The organism is Streptomyces sp. NBC_01551 (assembly GCF_026339935.1).
Classification (GTDB): Bacteria; Actinomycetota; Actinomycetes; order Streptomycetales; family Streptomycetaceae; genus Streptomyces.
On record NZ_JAPEPX010000001.1, the window covers coordinates 2,329,408 to 2,351,911 of the forward strand.

The following is a 22,504-nucleotide window of genomic DNA, read 5'->3' on the forward strand; positions in this document are numbered from 1 at the left end:
GCAGCCTTGAGGCTGCGGGGCCTTCGCCCACATGGGATGAGTGGAGATGGCGGGAATCGAACCCGCGTCCAACGGTGCAGAAGCAGGGCTTCTCCGAGCGCAGTCCGCTACGAGTTTCTCGGCCCCGGAGATCACACGGACAAGTCTCCGACGGGCTCAGTCACTGTTTGATTTCCCTCCAACCCCCGTGACCGGGGCTAGAGGTTTAGATCCCTAGTTGACGCCAGGATCCGGACCGGGACCACTTCCGGGCTGACGCTCCTCACAGAGGCTTCAGCTCACTGTTATTAGGCAGCGAGGGTGAAGCGGGAGTTATCGCTCTTGGAGTTGGCGATTATTTTTTGCGACATGTGGTTAGCGAGATCATTGCCGCTTCCTCGGCTCGCTTCCCCTGCATCGACATCCGCTGTCGAAACCGATCATCCCCATGTTGTTTTTTCAAAGTGCTCCACCCCGGGGGGTGGTGCGCTGACGCCATGGTACGCGAAGTGGACCACGGGATGCCAGGAGATTACAGCTGACCGCGCTCCTTGCGCTTCACGGCCGAGATCACCCGGTTCGTCTCGCGCGTGTCCTGCTTCTCGCGCAGGGCCTGGCGCTTGTCGTACTCCTTCTTGCCCTTCGCCAGCGCGATCTCGACCTTCGCCCGGCCGTCCTTGAAGTACAGCGAGAGCGGCACGATCGTGTTGCCCGTCTCGCCGGTCTTCGAGTCCAGCTTGTCGATCTCCTCGCGGTGCAGGAGGAGCTTGCGCTTGCGGCGGGCGCTGTGGTTGGTCCAGGTGCCCTGGCTGTACTCCGGCACGTGCACGTTGTAGAGCCAGGCCTCGCCGCTCTCCACCGACACGAAGCCGTCCACCAGCGAGGCACGGCCCTGGCGCAGGGACTTGACCTCGGTACCCGTGAGCACGAGGCCGCACTCGTAGGTGTCGATGATCGTGTAGTCGTGCCGCGCCTTCTTGTTCTGGGCGATCAGCTTGCGCCCTTTTTCCTTAGCCATAGTGCGGTCATTTTCGCACTACGGACCCACCCCGAGGCCACCCAATACCGTGCGGGCCCGTTCCTCGGCCCGCTCGTCGGCCGCCAGGTCCGGGGTGATGCCGCCGCCGTCCAGGCTGCGGCCCGCCGGCGTGCGGTACGTGCCCACCGTCAGCTCCGCCACCGAGCCGTCCGGGAGCCGCGTCGGCATCTGCACCGAGCCCTTGCCGAAGGTCCGGGTCCCGACGGTCACCGCCCGGCCGCGGTCCTGGAGGGCGCCCGTCACCAGTTCGGCCGCGCTCATCGTGCCGCCGTCGACCAGCGCCACCAAGGGCCGCGCGGTGTCCCCGCCGCGGGCCGCGTACAGGGCGCGCTCGGTTCCCCGTACGTCGTACGTCGCCACGAGCCCGCCGTCGAGGAAGGCGGAGGCGGCCGTCACCGCCTCGGTGACCAGCCCGCCCGGGTTGCCGCGCAGGTCCAGCATCAGCCGGGCGTCGGCCGGGGCCGCGCGGACGGCCGCGCGGACGCGTTCGCCGGAGCCGCGGGTGAAGGAGGCGACCTTGATGACGGTGATCCCGCCGGGGAGCTCCCGTACGGTCACGGGCTCGGCGCGCAGCTGTTCGCGCCGGACGGTCTCGCTGTAGTCGGCGCCGTCCCGGCTGAGGCACAAGGCGGCCGGGGTGCCGGCCGCCCCCCGCAGCAGGGCCACCACCTCGGCGACGGGCAGGCCGGTGACGGAGTGGCCGTCGACGCCGAGCAGCCGGTCCCCGGCGCGCAGTCCGGCGCGGGCGGCGGGCCCGCCGGGCTGGACGCGTTCGATCTCGATGCGGCCGGCGCGGCCGCGCTCGACCCACAGCCCGACGCCGGTCCAGCGGCCGTCGAGGTCCTCGGCGAAGGCGGCGTACTCGCCCTGGTCGTAGACGGTGCCCCAGCGGTCGCCGCTGCGGCTGACCACCTCCTGGGCCGCTTTCTTGCCCGACTTGCCCTCGGCGACGGCCTCGGCGGCGGCGCGGGCGACGGCTTCCCGGTCGGCGGTGCCGACCGCGCGGGGCGACGGGGAGGCGGAACTTCCCGGGGGCGCGGAGGTTAACCCCCCGGCGTCCGTGGCGCCGGCGCGGTCCCAGCAGCCGGTGCCCGCGGCGGTGGCGACGGCCGCGACGAAGGCCAACGTCAAGACGGCCCCGCGACGCAGGTCGCGGGGCCGGAGACAGAAGGCGGGCAGTCCCGGCATGGCGCCGAGTCTAGGACAAGCCCCGCGCCGGTACGGATGGTTGACCGGACCGCGCACGGGGCGCTTGTCACACCTTCAGGTACTTGCGCAACGCGACGAACGCCGCCAGGGAGGGCATCAGCACCCCGATGACCAGCACCAGCGGGAGCTTGGTGAGGACGGAGTCCCAGCCGATGAAGTTGATCAGCTCCATCTTCGAGCGCAGCGAGGCTCCGTGGTCGATCACGAAGTACTGGCCGGCGCCGAGCATGCCGCAGGCGAACACGGCGCCGATGAGGCCGGCGAACGCGGCCTCCATGATGAACGGGACCTGGATGTAGAAGCTGGAGGCGCCGACGAGCCGCATGATCCCGGTCTCGCGGCGGCGGCTGAACGCCGAGACGCGGACCGTGTTGACGATCAGCAGCAGCGCCACCACCAGCATGATCAGCATGATGCCGAGGGCCGCCCAGTTGAGGTAGCCGAGCATCGAGAAGAGGTCGTCGAGCTGGTTGTGCTGGTCCTCGACGGACTGGACGCCGTCGCGGCCCGCGAACGAGCTGGTGATGACCTTGTACTTCTCCGGCTGCTTGAGCTTCACCCGGAAGGAGTCGGGCATCTGGTCCGGGGTGATCACCGAGGCCAGGGCGGTGTGGCCGAAGCGCTCCTTGTAGTGCTTGTAGGCCTCGTCCGAGGATTCGTAGTGGACCGTCGCGACGAGGTCCATCGCCTTGAGGTCGGTCTCGATGGACTTCTTCTGCTCGGCGGTCACCGCGCCCTTGGAACAGACCGCGCTCGCGGCCGCGGCGGCGGCGTCCGTCCCGTTCTTGGCGTCGGCGCTGTCCTTCGCGTCGGCCTCGTTGCAGAGGTAGATCGAGACGTTGACCTTGTCGTACCAGTACCCCTTCATCGCGCTCACCTGGTCGCGCATGAGCAGGGAGCCACCGAACAGGGCCAGCGACAGGGCGACGGAGATGATGACCGCGAAGGTCATCGTGAGATTGCGACGGAGACCGACGCCGATCTCCGACATGACGAACTGGGCGCGCATCGCGTCTCAGGTGCCTTTCAGTGCTGGTAGCCGTAGACGCCGCGCGACTGGTCGCGGACGAGACGGCCCTGTTCGAGTTCGATGACGCGCTTGCGCATCTGGTCCACGATCTGCTGGTCGTGCGTCGCCATGATCACGGTGGTGCCGGTCCGGTTGATCCGGTCCAGCAGCTTCATGATCCCGACGGAGGTCTGCGGGTCGAGGTTTCCGGTGGGCTCGTCCGCGATCAGCAGGGCCGGGCGGTTGACGAAGGCGCGGGCGATGGCGACGCGCTGCTGCTCACCGCCGGAGAGCTCGCCGGGCATCCGCTCCTCCTTGCCGCCGAGGCCGACCAGCTCCAGGACCTGCGGGACGGCCTTGCGGATCTCGCCTCTCGGCTTGCCGATGACCTCCTGCGCGAAGGCGACGTTCTCGGCCACGGTCTTGTTGGGGAGGAGGCGGAAATCCTGGAACACGGTCCCCAGCTGGCGCCGCATGTGCGGGACCTTCCAGTTGGAGAGCTTGGCGAGGTCCTTGCCCAGCACGTGCACCTGGCCGTGGCTCGCCCGTTCCTCGCGCAGCACGAGCCGCAGGAAGGTGGACTTGCCGGAGCCGGAGGAGCCGACCAGGAAGACGAACTCGCCCTTCGCGATGTCCAGGGAGACATCTCTGAGTGCGGGACGGTTCTGCTTCGGGTAGGACTTGGAGACGCTGTCGAATCGGATCACGGGTGCACCACGGTCGCCGGGAGTAGGTGTGCGTGACCCTACGCGAACGGGCGGGCGGTGGGGACCCGGCGTCCGGAGTTGCCCGATATATCCCCCGGTCCCGGAGGGGCCCGATCGTGATTGCCCGGACGGGCCGCGCCGAATGTCGTGGGAGCTGGCACAGTGGTAGGGGGAACGGTCTCGTTCCCGAAGCCGTTAGGTGTACGAGGGGACGAGAGGAGGAGCGCATGACGTATGACCGGCTCGTGTGCGCGAACTGCGCCGCACCCGTCAGCCAGGGCCGCTGCCCGGTGTGCCGGGCGAACAGGGAGCGCCTCCAGCAGGAGGGTCCCTTCGCAGGCCTGAACCCCATGGCGCTCATCGTGCTTCTGGTGGTGCTGGTGGCCGCGCTGGCGCTGGTGGCCCAGCAGACCGCCTAGGAAGCGCGCAGGACGCGACAGGACGCGAAGAAGGGCCCGGACACCGCGCGGTGTCCGGGCCCTTCTCACATGCGCGTGCGCGTGTTACGCGGTCTGCTGTTACGCGGTCTGCTCCTGCTGCTTGCGCCAGCGGATGCCGGCCTCCAGGAAGCCGTCGATCTCGCCGTCGAGCACCGCCTGCGGGTTGCCGACCTCGAACTCCGTCCGCAGGTCCTTGACCATCTGGTACGGGTGCAGGACGTAGGACCGCATCTGGTTGCCCCAGGAGCTGCCGCCGTCCTTGAGGGCGTCCATCCTGGCCTGCTCCTCCTGGCGGCGCCGCTCCAGCAGCTTGGCCTGGAGGACGTTCATGGCGCTGGCCTTGTTCTGGATCTGCGAGCGCTCGTTCTGGCAGGAGACGACGATGCCGGTCGGGATGTGCGTGATGCGCACCGCCGAGTCGGTCGTGTTGACGCCCTGGCCGCCGGGGCCGGAGGCGCGGTACACGTCGATGCGCAGCTCGGTCTCGTCGATCTCGACGTGGTCGCTGGTCTCGACGACCGGCAGCACCTCGACGCCCGCGAAGGAGGTCTGGCGGCGGCCCTGGTTGTCGAAGGGCGAGATGCGCACGAGGCGGTGGGTGCCCTGCTCGACGGAGAGGGTGCCGTACGCGTACGGGGCCTTGACCACGAAGGTGGTCGACTTGATGCCGGCCTCTTCCGCGTACGAGGTCTCGTACACCTCGGTCGGGTAGCCGTGGCGCTCGGCCCAGCGCAGGTACATGCGCTGGAGGCGCTCGGCGAAGTCGGAGGCGTCGACGCCGCCGGCCTCGGCGCGGATGTTGACCAGGGCCTCGCGCTCGGCGTACTCGCCGGAGAGCAGGGTCCGGACCTCCATCTCGTCCAGCGCCTTGCGCACGGAGGTCAGCTCGGTCTCCGCCTCCGCGAGGGTGTCCGCGTCGTCCATTTCCTGGGCGAGCTCGAACAGCACCGCGAGGTCGTCGATGCGGCCGCGCAGGGTCTCGGCCTTGCGGACCTCGGCCTGGAGGTGCGAAAGCTTGCTCGTGATCTTCTGGGCGGCCTCCGGGTCGTCCCACAGGGACGGCGCGGCGGCCTGCTCCTCGAGCACGGCGATATCTGCCCTCAGCTTGTCGAGGTCCAGGACGGCCTCGATCGACCCCATGGTCGAGGAGAGGGACTTGAGCTCTTCGGAAACATCGACGACTGCCACGGGTCCAGCGTAGCCGGTCCCCGGACGGCCCTGTCCGGCCAGGCCGGGCTCGGCCCGTTCTGACGGGCGCACGTACGGGCGTACCCTCCTCGTATGACTGTTCTGCTCGTGAAGCGCCGCCATGTGGACCACATGCGTGTCACGACCACGAGCTGTCTGCCGCCGGACCGAGCACGAGCCTGATCCACCCGATCCGACTTGGTCCTGTACGCGGCCGCGCGGCCTCCGGCGCCATCCCTGCCGGCGGCCCTCTCCACCCGCTGTCCCGACAACCCCGGGAACAGGACCCCGTGACATCCGAAACGGAGCCGTCATGCCGTCCGCGCACTCCCTCCCCGTCCTCGACCTCTCCCGAGCCGACGATCCCGCCGAGCGGGCCGACTTCCTGAAGCAGCTGCACGCGGCCGCCCGGGACAGCGGTTTCCTGCACCTCACCGGCCATGGCGTCAGCGCCGCCGAGACTGCCCGAATCCTGGACCTGACCAGGGCTTTCTTCGCGCTTCCGGAGGCCGACCGGCTGGCCGTGAGCAATCTCAACTCCCCGCACTTTCGCGGGTACACCCGGATAGGCCACGAGCTGACGGGCGGCGCCTCCGACTGGCGCGACCAGCTGGACGTCGGCGCGGAGCGGCCGGCTCCGGTGGTGGGGCCGCAGGACCCGCCGTACCTGTGGCTGGAGGGTCCGAACCAGTGGCCGGCGGCGCTGCCGGAGCTGCGGACAGCAGTGCTGGAGTGGCAGTCCCGGCTGGCGGCGGTGGCGCACCGGCTGCTGCGGGAGCTGCTGACCTCGATCGGCGCCCCGGCGGACTTCTTCGACGAGGCCTTCGCGGACCGGCCGCACCTGCACACGAAGCTGATCCGGTACCCGGGGTCCGCCCCTTCCGGCGCCGACCAGGGCGTGGGCGCCCACAAGGACTACGGATTCCTGACTCTGCTGCTCCAGGACTCGGTGGGCGGGCTCCAGGTGGTCCGGGACGGGGCGTACGTGGACGTGCCGCCGATGCCGGGGGCTTTCGTGGTCAACCTGGGCGAGCTGCTGGAGATCGCCACGGAGGGGTACCTGACGGCAACGGACCACCGGGTGGTGAGCCCGCCGGGGGCGGTGGAGCGGTACTCGGTGCCGTTCTTCTACAACCCGCGCCTGGACGCGGTCGTGGAGACCGTGCCGGGCGACTACCTGCGCTCGGCGCCCGGGGTCGCCCACGACGCGTCGAACCCCCTCCACGCCGAGTACGGCCGCAACGAGCTCAAGGGCTGGGTCCGCGCCCACCCGTCGGTGGCCCGCCGCTGGCACCCGGAACTCCTGGAGTCCTGACCCCGGGTCCGGTACGCGGGCGCGCCGGCGCTGGAGCACCCGCCCTCGCCGGCGTTCGGGGCGCGGCTCCGGGCAGAGCCCGGGAAGCGGAGCAGGGGCGGGGCGGGGGGCAGCTGCGCGCAGCGGCTACGGCCGGGCCGGGGCGGAGTTCTTGCCGTCCTGGGACGGCGGCGGGGCCTGGTCCCCGGAGGTGGCGAGCCAGCTGCCCACGCCCACCGCCGCTGCCAGCGCGACGGCGGCGGCCGACAGCGCCAGCCGCCGCTTGCGCACGGTCTCGGCCCGGTGCCGCGCCGACCCCGGCCGGTGCCCGCCGGCGGGCCTCGGCACCCGCGCCGTCCCCAGTGCGCCGCCCGCCAGCTCGTCCGGCGCCGGCACCCGCATCGAGGTGTGCGTGTCCCGGTTCGAGTCCGTCGCGGACCCCGGCACCAGCGGGACCACGCCCCGCCGCCGCACCGGGCCGTCCACGACCGGTTCCTCCGGCTCCGCCGCCTCCGGCTCGTCCGGCTCGTCCACGTCCAGCGGCGGCATCCCCGCCAGCAGCGGCAGCAGCTCCCGCAGCCGCGCCGACAGCTCCGAGGCCCGCAGCCGCGACGCCGGGGCCTTCGCCAGGCACTGGACCATCAGCTGCCACAGCTCGTCGGGGATGCCGGGCAGGGGGACGACCGTCTCGGTCACGTGCCGGCGCAGCACCGCCCCCGGGTGTCCCCCGCCGAAGGGGGTGAACCCCGCCAGCAGCTCGTACAGCACCGTGGCCAGCGCGTATATGTCCACCGCCGCGCGCGGGGGCAGCCCCTCCACGATCTCCGGCGCCAGATAGTCCGGCGTGCCGATGATCCGGGTCGTCGGCGCGGTGGCGCGGCCGCCGGAGGCCCGACGGGGCGAGTCGATCAGTTTGGCGACGCCGAAGTCGGTCAGCAGCGCCGGGTGCGCGCCCCCCGGCCCGAGCGGGCCCTGCATGTCCAGCAGGACGTTCTCCGGCTTGACGTCCCGGTGCACCACCCCGGCCGCGTGCGCGGCCGCCAGCGCGTCCGCGACGTCCGCGACGATGGCCACGGCCGCCTCGGGAGCCAGCCGCCGCTCGCGGTCGAGCCGCGTACGCAGGTCCGTACCGCGCACCAGGTCCATGACGAGGGCGAGGTCGTTGCCGTCGACGACGAGATCGCGGACGGACACGACGTGCGGGTGCTCCAGGCCGAGCAGCGCGCTGCGCTCCTGGACGAACCGTCCCACCAGCTCCTGGTCGGACGCGAGGTCCTCGCGCAGGAGTTTGACGGCGACGGGCCCGTCCGGCCCCTCGCCCAGCCACACCGTGCCCGCGCTGCCGCGCCCCAGGATCTGGTGCGCGGTGTACCGGCTGCCGATCTTCCGTGCCACGACTGCTCCCTCAGCGGCTGGCGTACGTGCCAAAGCTACGCGGCCGAATGGGGGTTGTAGGCCAGCAGGGGCCCGGATTCGCGGCGACCTTCACTTCTGCGGGCGAAATCACGTCCCAGATGTCGACAAATCCACGAACTCGGCGCTACGGGCCCGGGATCCGCTCAGGGCTGGGTGCCTTCGGCGGACTTCCCGATCGAGCCGAACCAGTCGTAGACGTCACCGATCCAGGTGCCGACCTGGTCCCACCAGCCCTTGCCGGTGCCGATCCACTCCTGGAGCGGGGTGAGCTCCCAGACGAGCCAGCCTGTCACGAAGGCGATCACGATCAGGACCAGGCAGCCCTTGAGGCAGCCGAGGCCGGGGATCCGCACCGGGTTGGCGCTGCGGCGGCGCGGCTCGCGCGGAGCGCGCTGCTGCGGCGGCGGGCTCTGCGGGGGCTGCTGCTGGGGTGCCTGCGGCTGGCGGTACTGGGGCTGCTGCGGCTGCTGGTACGGCTGGGGCTGGCGCTGCTGCGGCTGCTGGTAGTGCTGCGGAGGCGGCGGGGCGTACTGCTGCTGAGGAGGCTGCTGGTACTGCTGGGGCTGCTGATACTGCTGCTGCGGCGGGCCCTGGCGGTACTGCGGGGGCTGCTGCGGGCGCTGCTGCGGCGGCGGGGGCGCCTGCCGCTGGGGGCGCCGGCGCAGCGGGTCCTCGCTCGGGTCGAGGTATTGCATCTGCGTCTGCTCGTTGCGGTCGCGGGCGGCCCGCATCTGCGACTGCCACGGGTGCGGCGCGTCCGGCTGCTGTACGGGGGGCATGACCGAGGTCGGGTCCGGCCCGGCCGCCCCGGTGCTGGGCAGCACGGTGGTCGCGTCGGCGCCGCCGACCGGCGGGAGCACGCTGGTCATGGCGTTCGGGTCGTACGCCCCCATCTGCGCGGCCGCCACCGCGTCCGACAGGGCCGCGGCCGCGCCCGGGGTCTGCGGGACCGGCGCGGGCGAGGGGTCGGGCGCGAGCAGCGCGCCGACGCCGAGGGCGGCCTCGACCTGCTCCGGCGAGGAGTGCACGCCGATGCCGGAGGCGACGACGCGCAGGCCGCGGGCCAGGCTCTCGGCGCTCGGGCGCTCGCCCGGCTCCTTGCGCAGGCAGCGCTCGATGACGGTCCACAACGGCTCGGGCAGCGTGGACGGGCGCTGCGGCTCCTCGCTGAGATGGCGGTGGAGCACTTCGAGCGCGGTGCCGCCGGCGAACGGCGGGCGGCCGGTGACCAGCTCGTAGAGCAGGATGCCGGCGCCGTAGATGTCGACTGCGGAGGTCTGCGGGCGGCCCTCGGCGGACTCGGGCGCGACGTAGGAGGGGGTGCCGACGAACTCGTGGGTGCGGGTCAGACCCGGGGAGTCGGCGAGGCGGGCGATACCGAAGTCGGTGAGCATCGGCTTCATCTGGCCGCCGCGCTCGTCGAGCAGGACGTTGGCGGGCTTCAGGTCGCGGTGGACCACGCCGTCGGCGTGGCTGGCGGCGAGCGCGTCCGCGATCTGGGCGGTCAGCAGGGCCGCGGCGACGGGCGTGAAGGGGCCGTTCTGCCGGATGTACTTGTGCAGGTCCGGGCCGTCGATCAGGTCCATGACCAGGGCGAGGAGATCGCCCTCGACGACGAGGTCGCGGGTGCGCACGATGTTGGGGTGCGTCAGGCGCAGCAGGACGGAGCGCTCGCGCAGGAAGCGCATCACGATGTCCGGGTCCTGGGCCAGCTCCTCCTTGAGGACCTTGATGGCCACGGTCTCGCCGGGCTGGCCGGCGACGGCCGCCTCCGCACCGGCGGTCTCACGCTGGCGGGCACGCCAGACAGTGCCCGTGGCGCCGCGCCCGAGCGGCTCCTCGAGCAGGTACTTGCTGCCGACTGGCCGCACGTCTCGCGCTCCCTGCTGTCGTCCTGCGGTGGTTCGCATTCCGGGTCGTTCCCCGGGTCGCCCCCGGGTCGTTCTCCCGGTTCTTTTTCCGGCCCACTCTAGGGGGTGTCCCGGGAGAAGACGCGGGTCGCCGAAGGTTGGTTGCCGTACATATGCACGAAGGGTGAGGTTCGCGGCGTATGCCGGGGGCGATTTTCCTCGGCTTGCTGACTGAAATTGTGCGACGACTGGACGGGCCCGCGACCGATCAAGATCATTTCTTGGCGGGTGCCGGGCGTGTTGTCCGCGACAGGTGCGAGGATGCACCCGTACGGAACGACGGGGACGGGAGCCCTGCCTTCCGGGCAGACCTGACCGGACGACGCGCCGTGCCGGGTGGGGGGTGATCGGGCGGCGCCATGCCCCTGTCGTCCCCCTGCCGGGCGCACGCACCGCGCAGAAGGGACCGCTGACGGCGATGCAGATCCGGCTGACCGTCCTTGGGTCGCGCAGCGGCCACCAGACCGCGACCTCGCCGACGAGCTGCGACGTGCTCGTCACCGCGCCCGCCGGGACCGCGCTCGCCGCGGTGGCCTCCGGGCTGGCGGCGACCGTCGGCGGACCCGACACCGGGGGCACGGTCGTGCTGTACGCCGGAGCGGAGCGGCTCGACCCGCAGCGCCGGGTGCTGGGTGAGCCGCCGCTGGTGGACGGGGCGGTGCTGGCGCTGCACGGGCCGGTGCCGGACGTCCTGCCGGACGCGGAGGAGGGCCTGGGGGCGCCCCAACTGCACGTGGTGGCGGGGCCGGACGCGGGTGGGGTGCACCTGCTGCACCCGGGGTCGGTGCGGATCGGGCGCTCCGCGGACGCGGACGTGCCGCTGGACGACCCGGACGTGTCGCGGGCGCACTGCGCGGTGACGGTGATGCCGGACGGCCGGGTGGCCGTGGCGGACCTGAACTCCACGAACGGGACGACACTGGACGGCGTGGCCGTCGGGGAACGGGCGGTCGCGGTCGCGCCGGGGGCGCTGCTGCGGGTCGGCGAGTCCACCCTGCGCCTGTCCGCCGGCGCGGGCGCCCCCCTCCCGGTCACCCCGGACCAGGAGGGCCACCTCTCGATCCCCCCGGCCGCCTCCGCCGACGACGCCGCGGCGGGCGACAACCGGCCCGGCCCCGCCACCGCCGACGGCTCCACGGGGCGCGGCCCCGGCGCGGGCGGCCCCGCCGTCGGCGCGTGGCCGGCCGCACCCGGCTCGGCCCCGGGCGGGCCCGCGGGGCGCGGTGTTGCCGCCACGGGTTCCGGCCCGCAGGGTCTGTTCCCCCACCCCGCCCCTTCCCGAACCGGGGGCTCCGCCCCCGACCCCACTCCGCACCCCGGCGCCCCCGGCGCGGGCCGGCCCGCCGCACCCGGCGCCGCCGGCACGGGCCGGAGCGGCGCGCCCGCTTCCGCGGGGGCGCAGGGTCACCGCACCCCCGCCCCCGGCCAGGGCGGCGCGCCCGCTTCCGCGGCGGCGCAGGGATCCGGCGCGCGCCAGGGCGGCGGGGCCGGTTCCGGTGCGCCACGGGGGCATCGAGCCCCCGGCCTCGAACAGGGCGGCGCGCCGCGCGACCCGGGTTACGGCGGGCAGCAGTCCGGCGGCCCCCGGCCCGGTGCTGCCGGGCCGGAGGCCGAACGGCGGCGGCGGAGGGGGATCGGGGCCTGGGCCCGGAAGTGGGTGCGGGGGGAGGAGGGCGGCGAGGGAGCGGCCGGGGCCGTGGTGGTCGCGGCACGGCCGGACGTGGATGATCCCGCCGCGCTGCTGCTCGCCGCGCTCGGCCCCACGCGGCGGCTCTGGTCCCGCCCGCCCGGGGCGCTCGACGTCGGTCTCGGCGCCGGCAGCCGGGTCGCGCTCCGGGACGTCGGCGGCCTCGGCATCGCCGGGCCCCGCGCCCGCCTCACCGGCGTCGCCCGCTCCGTCATCGCCCAGCTCGCCGGGCTGCACGCCCCCGCGCAGCTGGAGATCGTGCTGATCAGCACCGACCGCGTCCGCGCCCTCGCCGACCGGCGGCGCGACTGGGGCTGGCTCGGCTGGTTGCCGCACGTCCGCCCCGCGCACGGCCAGGACTGCCGGCTGCTGCTCGCGTACGACCGCGATCAGGCCGCCGCCCGCGCGGGCGAGCTGACCCGCCGGCTCGACGACAGTCACCTCGGCGCCGGCTGGGCCACCGCCGACCGGGACGCCGTCCGGCAGGCCGCCGCCGCGTACGAAGGCCCGTACACCCTCGTCGTCCTCGACGGCGACCCCGGCACCGGCGCGCTCCGGGACGTCACCGCCCGGCTCGCCACCCACGGCCCGGCCGTCGGCATCCACCTGCTCTGCCTCGCCGACGCGCCCGCCGCGACCCCGGCCTCGCCCGTCGCCGACACGTACGAGACGGCCTGCGCGAGCATCCCCGCCTTCCGGGACTGCGGCGCGGCCGCCCTGCTCAGCGGGGACGTGGCCACGACCGTACGGACCTTCTCGGTCGGCGGCGGCAAGCCGCTCCCGCCCGGCGAGACGGCCACCGCCGACGCCGTCTCCGCCGCCTGGGCCGAGCGGTTCGCCCGCGCCCTCGCTCCCCTGCGGGCCGACGCCACCCACGCGCGGCCCTCCCGTACCGTCACCGCCGCGGCCCTCCCGCAGACCGCCCGGCTGCTGGACGAGCTGGGGCTGGCCCGGGCCACCCCCGCGTCCCTGATGGCCCGTTGGGCGGCCGCGACCGACCAGGGCCAAGACGTCGGCGGCCTCGTCGAGATCGTCCTCGGCGCCGGCCGCCGCGGCCCCGTCGGCGCCGAGCTGGTGCACGACGGCCCGCACCTGCTCATCGAGGGCCCGGCCGGCAGCGGCCGTACCGAACTGCTGCGTTCCGTCGCCGCTTCCCTCGCCGCGGCGGCCCGCCCCGACCGGCTGGGCCTCGTCCTCCTCGACGGCGCCGGCGGCGAGCGCGGCGACGGGCTCCAGCCCTGCACCGATCTCCCGCACGTCGCCACGCACCTCGTGGCCTCCGACCCCGTCCGCATGCGGGAGTTCGCCCAGGCCCTCGGCGCCGAGCTCAAGCGCCGCGCGGAGCTCCTCGACGGCGTGCCGTTCACCGAGTGGCACGCCCGCCACGAGGTCGGCGACCGGATGGTCGCGCCCCGCCGGCCCACCCCCGGCGAACTGCGCGGCGATCTCGAACCCCAGCGCACCGGCACGCTCCGGCTGCGCGCCTCCGCGATCCGTACGGACCCGCCCGCCGGCCCGAGCCCGCTGCCCCGCCTGGTGGTCCTCGTCGACGACCTGGACGCACTGGTCGCGCCCGGCCTCGGCAGCATGGGCCGGCCAGCCGCCGGTTCGGTGGTCCGCGCCCTGGAGGCGGTGGCCCGCGACGGCGCCCGGCTCGGCGTGCACCTGGTGGCCACCAGCGCCCGCCCGGACCGGACGGCCGACACCGAGCTGGCCCGGCTGACGGCGCTGCGGGTCGAGCTCGACGCCCCCGACCAGCCGGGCCCCGGCCGCGGCCGGCTGCGCCACGCGGACGGCACCGCCGTCCCGTTCCAGGGCGGCCGCGTCACCGGGCGGATCCCGCGCACCGCGACGCTGCGGCCGACCGTGGTCCCGGTGGAGTGGGAGCGGATGGGTGACCCGCCGGCCCGCCGCCCGGTGCGCGAGCTGGGCAACGGCCCGACCGACCTGGCGCTGCTGGCCAGCGCCCTGGACCGGGCCTCGCACCTGGTGTCGGCGATACCCGTGCTGTTCCCGCCCGCCCCGTAAGCCGTCGCGACACGGCGACGCGGTATTGCGGGGGCGCACGGCTCGGCGTAGACCTTGTGGCACGGGACACACCACGGGCAGCACACAGGCATCGGGGGCGTAACCATGCGCGGTCGGCACGGCACGAGCCATACGAACAGCGACACGGGCCACACACCCACCACGAGCCGGCGCCGCGCCAAACGGCGTACGAGGGCCCGCGCCCGGGCCCGCACCTGGGCGGCCCTCGCCGCCGCGGGCGCGCTCGCGCTCACCGGCTGCGGCGACGGCGACAAGAAGGCCGACCCGCCCGCCGGGGCGACCCAGTCCGCCCCGCGGGTGGAATTACCGAAACTGTCCGGCGAGAAGCTGGAGGTCGCGGCGGTCTGGACGGGCCCGGAGCAGGAGAACTTCACGAAGGTCCTCAAGGAGTTCGAGAAGCGGACGGGCGCCACCGTCACGTTCGTCCCCGCCCAGGACCCGATCGTCACCTTCCTCGGCACGAAGATCGCGGGCGGCGCCCCGCCGGACGTCGCGCTGCTCCCGCAGGTCGGCGCGCTGGTCTCGGCGGTGAAGAACAAGTGGGCGCAGCCGGTGGGACCGCAGGCGCAGGCGCAGCTGAACGCGAACTACGGCGACGGCTGGAAGAAGCTGGGCGCGGTCGACGGCACCCAGTACGGCGTGTATTACAAGGCCGCCAACAAGTCGCTGGTCTGGTACAACGCGAAGGCGTTCGAGGCGGCGGGCGTCCAGCCCCCCAAGACGTGGAAGGAGCTGCTGGAGGTGGCCGACACGCTGTCCGCCTCCGGCACCCCGGCGGTGTCGGTGGCCGGTGCGGACGGCTGGACCCTGACGGACTGGTTCGAGAACGTCTACCTCTCGCAGGCGGGTCCGCAGAAGTACGACCAGTTGGCCAAGCACGAGATCAAGTGGACGGACGACAGCGTCAGGCAGGCGCTGACCACGCTCGGCGAGCTGTTCGGCCGCAAGGACTTCCTGGCCGGCGGTCAGAGCGGGGCGCTGGCCACCGAGTTCCCCAAGTCGGTGACGCAGACCTTCACCGGCGGCGACCGGCCGGCGGCCGCGATGGTCTTCGAGGGCGATTTCGTGGCGGTCAACATCGGGCAGACGGAGGCGAAGGTGGGCGAGGACGCCCTGGTCTTCCCGTTCCCGGCGGTCGGCGCCAAGGCGCCCGTGGTCTCGGGCGGTGACGTGGCGGTCGCGCTGAAGCCGTCGAAGGGCGCGCAGGCACTGCTGACGTTCCTGGCGTCGCCGGACGCGGCGGAGATCCAGGCGCGCGAGGGCGGGTTCGTCTCCCCGAACCGGGCGGTCGATCCGGGCGCGTACCCGAACCCCATCCAGCGGGACATCGCGAAGGCGCTGATCGCGGCGGGCGACGACTTCCGCTTCGACATGTCGGACCAGGCCCCGGCGGGCTTCGGCGGGACCCCGGGCGCGGGCGAGTGGAAGGCGCTCCAGGACTTCCTGGCGAATCCGTCGGACGTGGCGGGCGCGCAGGCGAAGCTGGAGGCGGAAGCGGCCAAGGCCTACGGGGGCTGATCCGGTGGCGGCCACGGCACCCTCGAAGTCCGCCGAGGCCCGGCGCCGCCGCCTGGTCGCGGCGGCGTTCCTGCTCCCGGCGCTCGTCCTGCTCGGCGCGCTCGTCGTCCAGCCCATCGGCTACTCGGTGTACCGGAGCCTGTTCGACCGTTCCGGCGGCAGCTTCGTCGGCGGGGACAACTACGTGGAGATCCTGCGCGACGACACGATCCGTACGGCCCTGCGGAACACGGCGCTGTGGGTGGTGCTGGCGCCGACCACGGCGACGGCCCTCGGCCTGATCTTCGCGGTGCTGACCGAACGGGTGCGCTGGGGCACGGCGTTCAAGCTGCTGGTGTTCATGCCGATGGCGATCTCGATGCTGGCGGCGGGCATCATCTTCCGGCTCGTCTACGACCACGATCCCCACCGGGGTGTCGCCAACGCGGTCTGGGTCGGGGTGCACGACACCTTCGCGGAGTCCTCGGCGTTCCCGAAGGCCCGCCCGGGGCGGGACTCCCCGCTGGTCCCGGCCGAGGGGGGCGCGTACGTGACACGCGATCCCGTACGGGTGGGCGTGCCGGTGGCGCTGCCGCTGGTCGGCGTCGCCCCGGAGGCGCTGCCCGAGGGGACCCGTACGGCGAAGGCGGCCGGCGCCGAGCCCGGCAAGGTCACCGGTACGGCCTGGCAGGACTTCACCCGGGGCGGCGGCGGCCGTACGAACTCGGTCGACCCCACCGAGTCCGCGTACGCCGGGATGCGGATCGAGGCGGTCAAGGGCGGCGAGGTCGTCGACTCGGCGACGGCCCGCGCCGACGGCACCTTCACGCTGTCCGCGAAGGCCGACGGGGCGCTGCTGCGGCTGCCCGCGTCGAACTTCCGGGAGGCGTACGCGGGGGTGGAGTGGCTCGGTGCGACGCTGGTCACCCCGGCGGTCATCGGGGCGTACGTGTGGATGTGGGCCGGGTTCGCGATGGTGCTGATCGGGGCCGGGCTGGCGGCCGTGCCGAGGGAGCTGCTGGAGGCGGCGCGGGTGGACGGGGCGAACGAGTGGCAGGTGTTCCGCCGGATCACGGTGCCGCTGCTGGCGCCCGTCCTGGCGGTGGTGCTGGTCACCCTGGTCATCAACGTGATGAAGATCTTCGACCTGGTCTTCGTGATCGCGCCGGGCGCGGTGCAGGACGACGCGAACGTGCTGGCGTTCCAGCTGTACCGCACCTCGTTCGGGACGAACGCGGACCCGGGGCTGGGGAGCGCGATCGCGGTGCTGCTGCTGGCGCTGGTGGTGCCGGTCATGCTCTACAACATCCGCCGGATGCGCCGGGAGGCCCGCCGATGAGCGCCGTACGGGGTCTGGCATCGCGGGCGGGCGGCGGGGCGCTGCGGATCTTCCTGGTCCTGGCGGGCCTGTTCTGGCTGCTGCCCACGCTCGGCCTGCTGATCTCCTCGTTCCTCTCCCCCACCGAGCTGAACGAAGGGGGCTGGTGGGAGGCGCTGACGGCGCCGTCGAGGCTGACGGCCGACAACTACGAGCGGCTGCTGGCCAATGACACCATCACGGGTTCGCTGCTGAGCACGGTGGCGATCGCGGTGCCGGCGACGCTGCTGGTTCTCACCCTGGGCGCGTTCGCCGGATACGCCTTCGCGTGGCTGGAGTTCCCGGGCCGGGACTGGCTGTTCCTGATCGTCGTGGGGCTGCTGGTGGTTCCCGTCCAGGTGGCCCTGATCCCGGTGTCCGAACTCTTCGGCACCATCGGCCTGTTCGAGACGACGGCCGGGGTGGTCCTGTTCCACACCGCGTTCGGGCTGCCCTTCGCGGTGTTCCTGCTGCGGAACTTCTTCGCGGAGATCCCGCGCGAGCTGCTGGAGGCGGCCCGGCTCGACGGGGCGGGCGAACTGCGGCTGTTCGCACGGGTGGTGCTGCCGCTGGGCGGTCCGGCGATCGCCTCGCTCGGCATCTTCCAGTTCCTGTGGGTGTGGAACGACATGCTGGTGGCGCTGGTCTTCGCGGATTCGGCGAATCCGCCGATCACGGTGGCGCTCCAGCAGCAGGTCCGGCAGTTCGGCAACAACATCGACGTACTGGCGCCGGGCGCGTTCTTGTCGATGGTCGTCCCGCTGGTCGTCTTCTTCGCCTTCCAGCGGCAGTTCGCCTCGGGGGTGATGGCCGGCGCGATCAAGTAGCGATCGGGCAGCGCCGGAAACCGTTCCGTGATCACGGGGTTGACGTGCGATGTTGACGCTGTGTAACTCGAATGCCACACCGCGCGTAACCCGATCACCACGCCCGGGGTTGCTGGGAAATATGCCCGCGCCGACCCCTGGATGTGCCGTGCCCCGGTTCAGCGTCATCGTGCCCGCGTACAAGGTTCAGGCGTACCTCCAGGAGAGTCTGGACTCGGTCCTGACCCAGTCGTACGCGGATCTGGAACTGATCGCGGTCGACGACGCGTCCCCGGACGCCTGCGGTTCGATCATCGACGACTACGCGGCCCGCGACCCCCGGGTCACGGGCGTGCACCTGGCGCACAACCTGGGGCTCGGGCCGGCCCGCAACACGGGGCTGGCCCGGGCCACCGGCGACTACCTGATCTTCCTCGACGGTGACGACGTCCTCGCCCCGGGCGCCCTGCAGGCCATCACCGACCGGCTCAAGGCCACCGGCTCCCCCGACGTCCTGGTCTACGACTACGCGCGCACCTTCTGGACCGGCGAGACCATCCGCAACAGCCTCGCGCACCGCCTCTGCGAGGACGGCCCGGCCAGCTTCCGCCTCACCGACCGCCCGGCCCTGCTCGGCATGCTGATGGTGGTGTGGAACAAGGCGTACCGCCGCGAGTACGTGGAGCGCGAGGGCCTCGAATTCCCGCCCGGCCTCTACGAGGACACCCCCTGGACCTATCCCGCGTTGCTGGCGGCGGAGTCCGTGGCCGTCCTGGACCGCATCTGCGTCCACTACCGCCAGCGCCGGACCGGCTCGATCCTGACCACCTCCACCCGCCGCCACCTCGACATCTTCGACCAGTACGACCGGGTCTTCGGCTACCTCACCACCCGCCCCGAACTGGAGCGCTGGCGCCCGGCGGTGCACCGCCGGATGGCCGAGCACTTCTGCGCCCTGTACGCCGATCCGCGCCGCCTCCCGCGCGCGAGCCGGGCGGAGTTCTTCCGCCGGGCGTCCCTGCTGCTGCGGCGCTACCGGGCGCCGGGCACGCGGTCGCCGCTGCCCTCGCCGGCCCGGACGGACCGGGTGCGGCACGCCCTGATGCGGCTGGGACTGCGGCGTACGTACCGGGTGCTGTCGGCCGCCCGCGCGGGCGCGCTGGCGGCGGGCCGGGCGGGGGTGTCCGCCGGGCGGGGGCTGCGGGAGGCGGCGCTGCGCCTGCACTACCGGCTCCAGCGGCTGCTGCCGCTGCGGCCGGAGCTGGCGGTGTTCACCGCGTACTGGCACGGCGGCTACGCCTGCAATCCGGCGGCGATCGAGGCCAAGCTGCGCGAGCTCGCCCCGCGGATGCGGACGGCGTGGATCTGCGACCCGGCCCACGCGGGCACGCTGCCCCCGGAGACGGCCATGCTCCGCCCGGGCTCGGCCGCGTACTGGACGGCGCTCGCGCGGGCCACGTACCTGGTGACCAACGTCAACTTCGACCGCGCGCTGGTCAAGCGGCCGGGGCAGATCCTGGTGCAGACCCAGCACGGCACCCCGCTCAAGCGGGTCGGCCTCGACCTCCAGGACCGCCCGGCGGCGGCGCCGTCGACGGACTTCGCGGGGCTGCTGCGCGGCGCCGACCAGTGGGACTTCCTGCTGTCGGCGAACCGCCACTCGACGCTGGTGTGGGAGAAGGCGATCCCGTCCTCGTACACGACGCTGGAGTACGGCTACCCGCGCAACGACGTCTTCCACAGCGCCACCCGGGGCGACGTCCAGGAGCTGCGCGAACGCCTCGGCGTTCCGGCCGGCTCGACGGTGATCCTGTACGCCCCGACGCACCGCGACTACCGGCGCAGCCGGCCTGAGCACCTGGACTTCGAGCGGGTGCTGCGCGATCTGGGGCCGCGCTTCACGATCCTGACGCGGACGCACCTCACGTACGCGGACACCGTCTCGCCGCACGAGGCGCGGCCGCGGCTCATCGACGTCTCCGGGTACCAGTCGGTGGAGGAACTCTGCCTGGCCTCGGACGCGTTGGTCACGGACTACTCGTCCCTGATGTTCGACTACGCCGCGCTGGACCGGCCGATCGTGATCCACGCCGACGACTGGGAGGCGTACGAGGCCTCCCGGGGCACCTACTTCGACCTGCGGGCCTGCCCGCCGGGGGCGATCGCCCGCACCGAGGACGAGCTGGTGGACATCTTCGCCACGGGCCACTGGCAGGGCTCCCGCTCGGCGCAGCTGCGCGCCGCGTTCCGGGCCCGGTTCTGCTCCCACGACGACGGCCACGCGGCCGAACGCGTGGTCCGCCGCGTCTTCCTCGGCCAGACCAACCCGATCCCGGCGGTGATCCCGCTCGAAGACCGCCACCCGGCGCCGGTCGCCCCGCCGGCCCCGCCGGCCGCCCCGGAACCGACCCTGGCCCGTCTCTCGTCGAGCCTGTGGCCGTAGGGCGGCCGCCTTACGAGGGGTGCGCCAGGCCCGCGACGACCGAGCGGGCCAGGTCGTCCAGGTAGGACGCCGGGACGGGTTCGCGGACGACGACCTGGCGCCAGTACAGCGGCCCGATCGCCAGGTCGAGGGCGCGGGAGGCGTCCACCGAGGCCGGGAGCTCGCCGCGCGCGACCGCGTCGGAGATGATGCCCTCCGCCATCCGGCGCTCCCCGTCCAGCAGGGCGCCGCGCACCGCGTCCGCGATCTCCGGGTTCCGGGCCGCCTCGACCAGCAGGTCGGGGATGACCGCGGAGGCCACCGGGTGCCGCAGGACGTGTGACATGACCTCCAGCAGGGCGCGTACGTCCCCGTAGAGCGAGCCCGTGGCGGGCACCGGGAGCCCGTCCACCGCGAAGACCGCCACCAGGTCCAGCACCAGGTGCAGTTTCGACTTCCAGCGCCGGTACACGGCCGTCTTGCCGACCCCGGCGCGCCGCGCGATGCCCTCGATCGACATACGGGAGAACCCGACCGCGGCCAGTTCCTCCAGCACGGCCGCCCGGATCGCCTCGGTCACGTCCTCGCGCAGGACGGCGGCCCCGGCAGGGGCGCGGCGGGACGGGGCGGCGGCGGGATCCGTGGTCATGCACCGAGCATAGCGGCGCACGCCGCCACCCACCCGTCACGACGATACGGTTGCGTTCCGACGCGTCGGCCCCTAATCTCGCCGTAGCGACGATACGGACCCGTTCCATCGCAAGAAAGGGGCGACGCCCCGTGCCCGTGACCCCTGCGCCCGTGACCCCCGTGCCGGTGACCACGGCACCCGTGACCACCGCGCCCACCCGGCCCGCGAACTCGGCGGACCTCGCGGCCCTGGCGGCCACCCACGGCCTGACCGTCAGCGGCGCCCGCCCGTCCCTCCCCCGCTACCTCGCCGAGCTCTGGGGCCGCCGCCACTTCGTGGCCGCGTACGCCACCGCCCGCATGCACGCCACGTACAGCACGGCCCGGCTCGGCCAGCTGTGGCACCTGGTGACGCCGCTGCTGAACGCCGCCGTCTACTACTTCATCTTCGGCGTCGTCATGAACGCCAGCCACGACGTCCCCGACTACGTCCCGTTCCTGATCACCGGCGTCTTCGTCTGGGACTTCATCGGCAGCTCCGTCAACGCCGGCACCCGCGCCATCCACGGCAACCTCGGCCTGGTCCGCGCCCTGCACTTCCCCCGCGCCAGCCTGCCGGTCTCCACCGTCGTCCAGCTCTTCCAGCAGCTGCTCGTCACCATGGGCACCCTGGTCGCCCTGCTGCTCGCCCTCGGCCAGACCCCGGGCCCCGCCTGGCTGCTGACACTGCCGACCCTCTTCCTGACGGCCGTCTTCTGCGCGGGCTGCGCCCTGGTCATGGCCCGGATCGGCAGCAAGCACCCGGACGTCAGCCAGCTGATGCCGTTCGTCCTGCGCACCTGGATGTACTCCTCGGGCGTCATGTGGTCCATCGACAAGGTGCTGGGGCGGGACGACCTGCCGCACTGGGTGACACTCGCGCTCAAGGCCAACCCGGCCGCCGTCTACATCGACCTGATGCGGTTCTCGCTGATCGACACCTTCACCGCCCACTCGCTCCCGCACCACGTGTGGCCGCTCGCCGTCGGCTGGGCGCTGCTCGCGGGCATCGGCGGGTTCGTCTATTTCTGGAAGGCCGAGGAGGAGTACGGCCGTGGCTGAACCCACCGTCATCGCCGACGACGTCCACGTCGTCTACAAGGTCCACGCCGGCGGCCGCAAGGGCGGCGCCACCGCCGCCCTCAGCCGGATCTTCTCCCGCCGCCCCGCCCCGGGCGTGCGCGAGGTCCACGCCGTCAAGGGCGTCAGCTTCACCGCGTACAAGGGCGAGGCCATCGGCCTCGTCGGGACGAACGGCTCCGGCAAGTCCACCCTGCTCAAGGCCATCGCCGGCCTTCAGCCGGTGGCCGGCGGCCGGGTCTACTCGCAGGGCCGGCCCTCACTGCTCGGGGTGAACGCCGCGCTGATGAACGACCTGTCCGGCGAGCGCAACGTCGTCCTGGGCGGCCTCGCGATGGGCATGACCCGCCATCAGATCCGCGAGCGCTACCAGGGCATCGTCGACTTCTCCGGCATCAACGAGAAGGGCGACTTCATCTCGCTGCCCATGCGGACGTACTCCTCGGGCATGGGCGCCCGGCTGCGCTTCTCGATCGCCGCCGCCAAGGACCACGACGTCCTGATGATCGACGAGGCCCTCGCCACCGGCGACGCCGCCTTCCAGCGGCGCAGCCGGAAGCGCATCGAGGAACTCCGCGAGCACGCCGGCACCGTCTTCCTCGTCAGCCACGGCATCGGCACGGTCCGCGCGACCTGCGACCGGGCGATCTGGCTGGAGGCGGGGGTGCTGCGGATGGACGGCCCCTCGGCCGAGGTCTGCGACGCGTACGAGGCCTTCACCCGCCGCGCGTAGAGCCGCGCGGGCG

General features: G+C 73.1%; 17 protein-coding genes and 1 other RNA gene. 9 read left to right on the forward strand and 9 right to left on the reverse strand.

The features are described 5' to 3' along the window. Positions 1-38: 38 nt before the first annotated feature. The 5 genes from ssrA to ftsE form a co-directional block, all read right to left on the reverse strand. Positions 39-427: a transfer-messenger RNA gene (gene ssrA / locus OG982_RS10475) on the reverse strand. Between the two features lie 84 nt (positions 428-511). Next, positions 512-997: an SsrA-binding protein SmpB gene (gene smpB / locus OG982_RS10480; RefSeq protein ID WP_030161337.1), complete on the reverse strand. Its 486-nt coding sequence runs from the start codon at positions 995-997 to the stop codon at positions 512-514. An 18-nt stretch (positions 998-1,015) separates the two neighbouring features. Then, positions 1,016-2,206, reverse strand: coding sequence for a S41 family peptidase (locus OG982_RS10485; protein WP_266787879.1), 1,191 nt, complete (start codon positions 2,204-2,206; stop codon positions 1,016-1,018). A gap of 67 nt (positions 2,207-2,273) precedes the next feature. Next, positions 2,274-3,236, reverse strand: a complete 963-nt coding sequence (gene ftsX, locus OG982_RS10490) for a permease-like cell division protein FtsX (RefSeq protein ID WP_266787878.1) — start codon at positions 3,234-3,236, stop codon at positions 2,274-2,276. 17 nt (positions 3,237-3,253) lie between these two features. After that, positions 3,254-3,943, reverse strand: a complete 690-nt coding sequence (ftsE, locus tag OG982_RS10495) for a cell division ATP-binding protein FtsE (protein ID WP_266787877.1) — start codon at positions 3,941-3,943, stop codon at positions 3,254-3,256. Between the two features lie 227 nt (positions 3,944-4,170). On the opposite strand from ftsE, the gene OG982_RS10500 reads away from it, so the two are divergent. Continuing rightward, positions 4,171-4,362 (forward strand): hypothetical protein, encoded by a 192-nt coding sequence (locus OG982_RS10500; protein WP_054225180.1) that lies wholly within the window; start codon positions 4,171-4,173, stop codon positions 4,360-4,362. 99 nt (positions 4,363-4,461) lie between these two features. Here the strand turns inward: OG982_RS10500 and prfB are convergent, their stop codons facing one another. Then, positions 4,462-5,571 carry a peptide chain release factor 2 gene (gene prfB / locus OG982_RS10505; protein ID WP_266787876.1) on the reverse strand — a complete coding sequence of 370 codons (1,110 nt, stop codon included), beginning with the start codon at positions 5,569-5,571 and terminating at the stop codon, positions 4,462-4,464. Between the two features lie 313 nt (positions 5,572-5,884). Here prfB and OG982_RS10510 point away from each other — a divergent pair, with 313 nt between their 5' ends. Beyond that, the gene (locus tag OG982_RS10510; RefSeq protein WP_266948386.1) at positions 5,885-6,886 is read left to right on the forward strand and encodes an isopenicillin N synthase family oxygenase; all 1,002 of its coding nucleotides are present in this window, start codon (positions 5,885-5,887) and stop codon (positions 6,884-6,886) included. Between the two features lie 126 nt (positions 6,887-7,012). Here OG982_RS10510 and OG982_RS10515 read toward each other — a convergent pair whose 3' ends face one another. Both OG982_RS10515 and OG982_RS10520 read right to left on the reverse strand, forming a co-directional pair. Then, complete coding sequence (locus OG982_RS10515) at positions 7,013-8,260, reverse strand: serine/threonine-protein kinase (protein ID WP_266787874.1); 1,248 nt, start codon at positions 8,258-8,260, stop codon at positions 7,013-7,015. 164 nt (positions 8,261-8,424) lie between these two features. Continuing rightward, positions 8,425-10,152, reverse strand: coding sequence for a serine/threonine-protein kinase (locus OG982_RS10520; protein WP_266948388.1), 1,728 nt, complete (start codon positions 10,150-10,152; stop codon positions 8,425-8,427). Positions 10,153-10,609: 457 nt separating this feature from the next. On the opposite strand from OG982_RS10520, the gene OG982_RS10525 reads away from it, so the two are divergent. The 5 genes from OG982_RS10525 to OG982_RS10545 all read left to right on the forward strand — a co-directional run bounded on the left by OG982_RS10525 (position 10,610) and on the right by OG982_RS10545 (position 20,030). Continuing rightward, positions 10,610-13,906 carry an FtsK/SpoIIIE domain-containing protein gene (locus OG982_RS10525; RefSeq protein ID WP_266787872.1) on the forward strand — a complete coding sequence of 1,099 codons (3,297 nt, stop codon included), beginning with the start codon at positions 10,610-10,612 and terminating at the stop codon, positions 13,904-13,906. A 105-nt stretch (positions 13,907-14,011) separates the two neighbouring features. Further along, positions 14,012-15,445, forward strand: a complete 1,434-nt coding sequence (locus OG982_RS10530; RefSeq protein ID WP_266948390.1) for an ABC transporter substrate-binding protein — start codon at positions 14,012-14,014, stop codon at positions 15,443-15,445. 4 nt (positions 15,446-15,449) lie between these two features. Continuing rightward, a complete protein-coding gene (locus tag OG982_RS10535) occupies positions 15,450-16,763 on the forward strand; it encodes a carbohydrate ABC transporter permease (RefSeq protein ID WP_266948392.1) in 1,314 nt (437 codons plus the stop codon). Beyond that, positions 16,760-17,608, forward strand: coding sequence for a carbohydrate ABC transporter permease (locus OG982_RS10540; RefSeq protein ID WP_266787869.1), 849 nt, complete (start codon positions 16,760-16,762; stop codon positions 17,606-17,608). The genes OG982_RS10535 and OG982_RS10540 overlap by 4 nt, the downstream gene beginning before the upstream one ends. Before the next feature lie 148 nt (positions 17,609-17,756). Beyond that, complete coding sequence (locus OG982_RS10545; RefSeq protein ID WP_266787868.1) at positions 17,757-20,030, forward strand: bifunctional glycosyltransferase family 2 protein/CDP-glycerol:glycerophosphate glycerophosphotransferase; 2,274 nt, start codon at positions 17,757-17,759, stop codon at positions 20,028-20,030. Between the two features lie 10 nt (positions 20,031-20,040). On the opposite strand, the gene OG982_RS10550 is transcribed toward OG982_RS10545, so the two are convergent. Beyond that, a complete protein-coding gene (locus OG982_RS10550; protein ID WP_266787867.1) occupies positions 20,041-20,658 on the reverse strand; it encodes a TetR/AcrR family transcriptional regulator in 618 nt (205 codons plus the stop codon). Between the two features lie 167 nt (positions 20,659-20,825). Between OG982_RS10550 and OG982_RS10555 the strand changes: the two genes are divergently transcribed. Beyond that, entirely contained in the window at positions 20,826-21,740 is a 915-nt protein-coding gene (locus OG982_RS10555; RefSeq protein WP_266948394.1) for an ABC transporter permease, read from the forward strand. Then, positions 21,733-22,491, forward strand: a complete 759-nt coding sequence (locus OG982_RS10560) for an ABC transporter ATP-binding protein (RefSeq protein ID WP_266787865.1) — start codon at positions 21,733-21,735, stop codon at positions 22,489-22,491. The genes OG982_RS10555 and OG982_RS10560 overlap by 8 nt, the downstream gene beginning before the upstream one ends. The last annotated feature ends 13 nt before the right edge of the window (positions 22,492-22,504 follow it).

Excerpts from the sequence above, each read along its gene's own strand:
- ftsX (WP_266787878.1), bottom strand. The coding sequence starts at position 3,236 with ATGCGCGCCCAGTTCGTCATGTCGGAGATCGGCGTCGGTCTCCGTCGC.
- OG982_RS10525 (WP_266787872.1), top strand. The coding sequence starts at position 10,610 with ATGCAGATCCGGCTGACCGTCCTTGGGTCGCGCAGCGGCCACCAGACC.
- OG982_RS10550 (WP_266787867.1), bottom strand. The coding sequence starts at position 20,658 with ATGACCACGGATCCCGCCGCCGCCCCGTCCCGCCGCGCCCCTGCCGGG.
- OG982_RS10530 (WP_266948390.1), top strand. The coding sequence starts at position 14,012 with ATGCGCGGTCGGCACGGCACGAGCCATACGAACAGCGACACGGGCCAC.
- OG982_RS10510 (WP_266948386.1), top strand. The coding sequence starts at position 5,885 with ATGCCGTCCGCGCACTCCCTCCCCGTCCTCGACCTCTCCCGAGCCGAC.
- OG982_RS10485 (WP_266787879.1), bottom strand. The coding sequence starts at position 2,206 with ATGCCGGGACTGCCCGCCTTCTGTCTCCGGCCCCGCGACCTGCGTCGC.
- OG982_RS10540 (WP_266787869.1), top strand. The coding sequence starts at position 16,760 with ATGAGCGCCGTACGGGGTCTGGCATCGCGGGCGGGCGGCGGGGCGCTG.
- smpB (WP_030161337.1), bottom strand. The coding sequence starts at position 997 with ATGGCTAAGGAAAAAGGGCGCAAGCTGATCGCCCAGAACAAGAAGGCG.
- OG982_RS10500 (WP_054225180.1), top strand. The coding sequence starts at position 4,171 with ATGACGTATGACCGGCTCGTGTGCGCGAACTGCGCCGCACCCGTCAGC.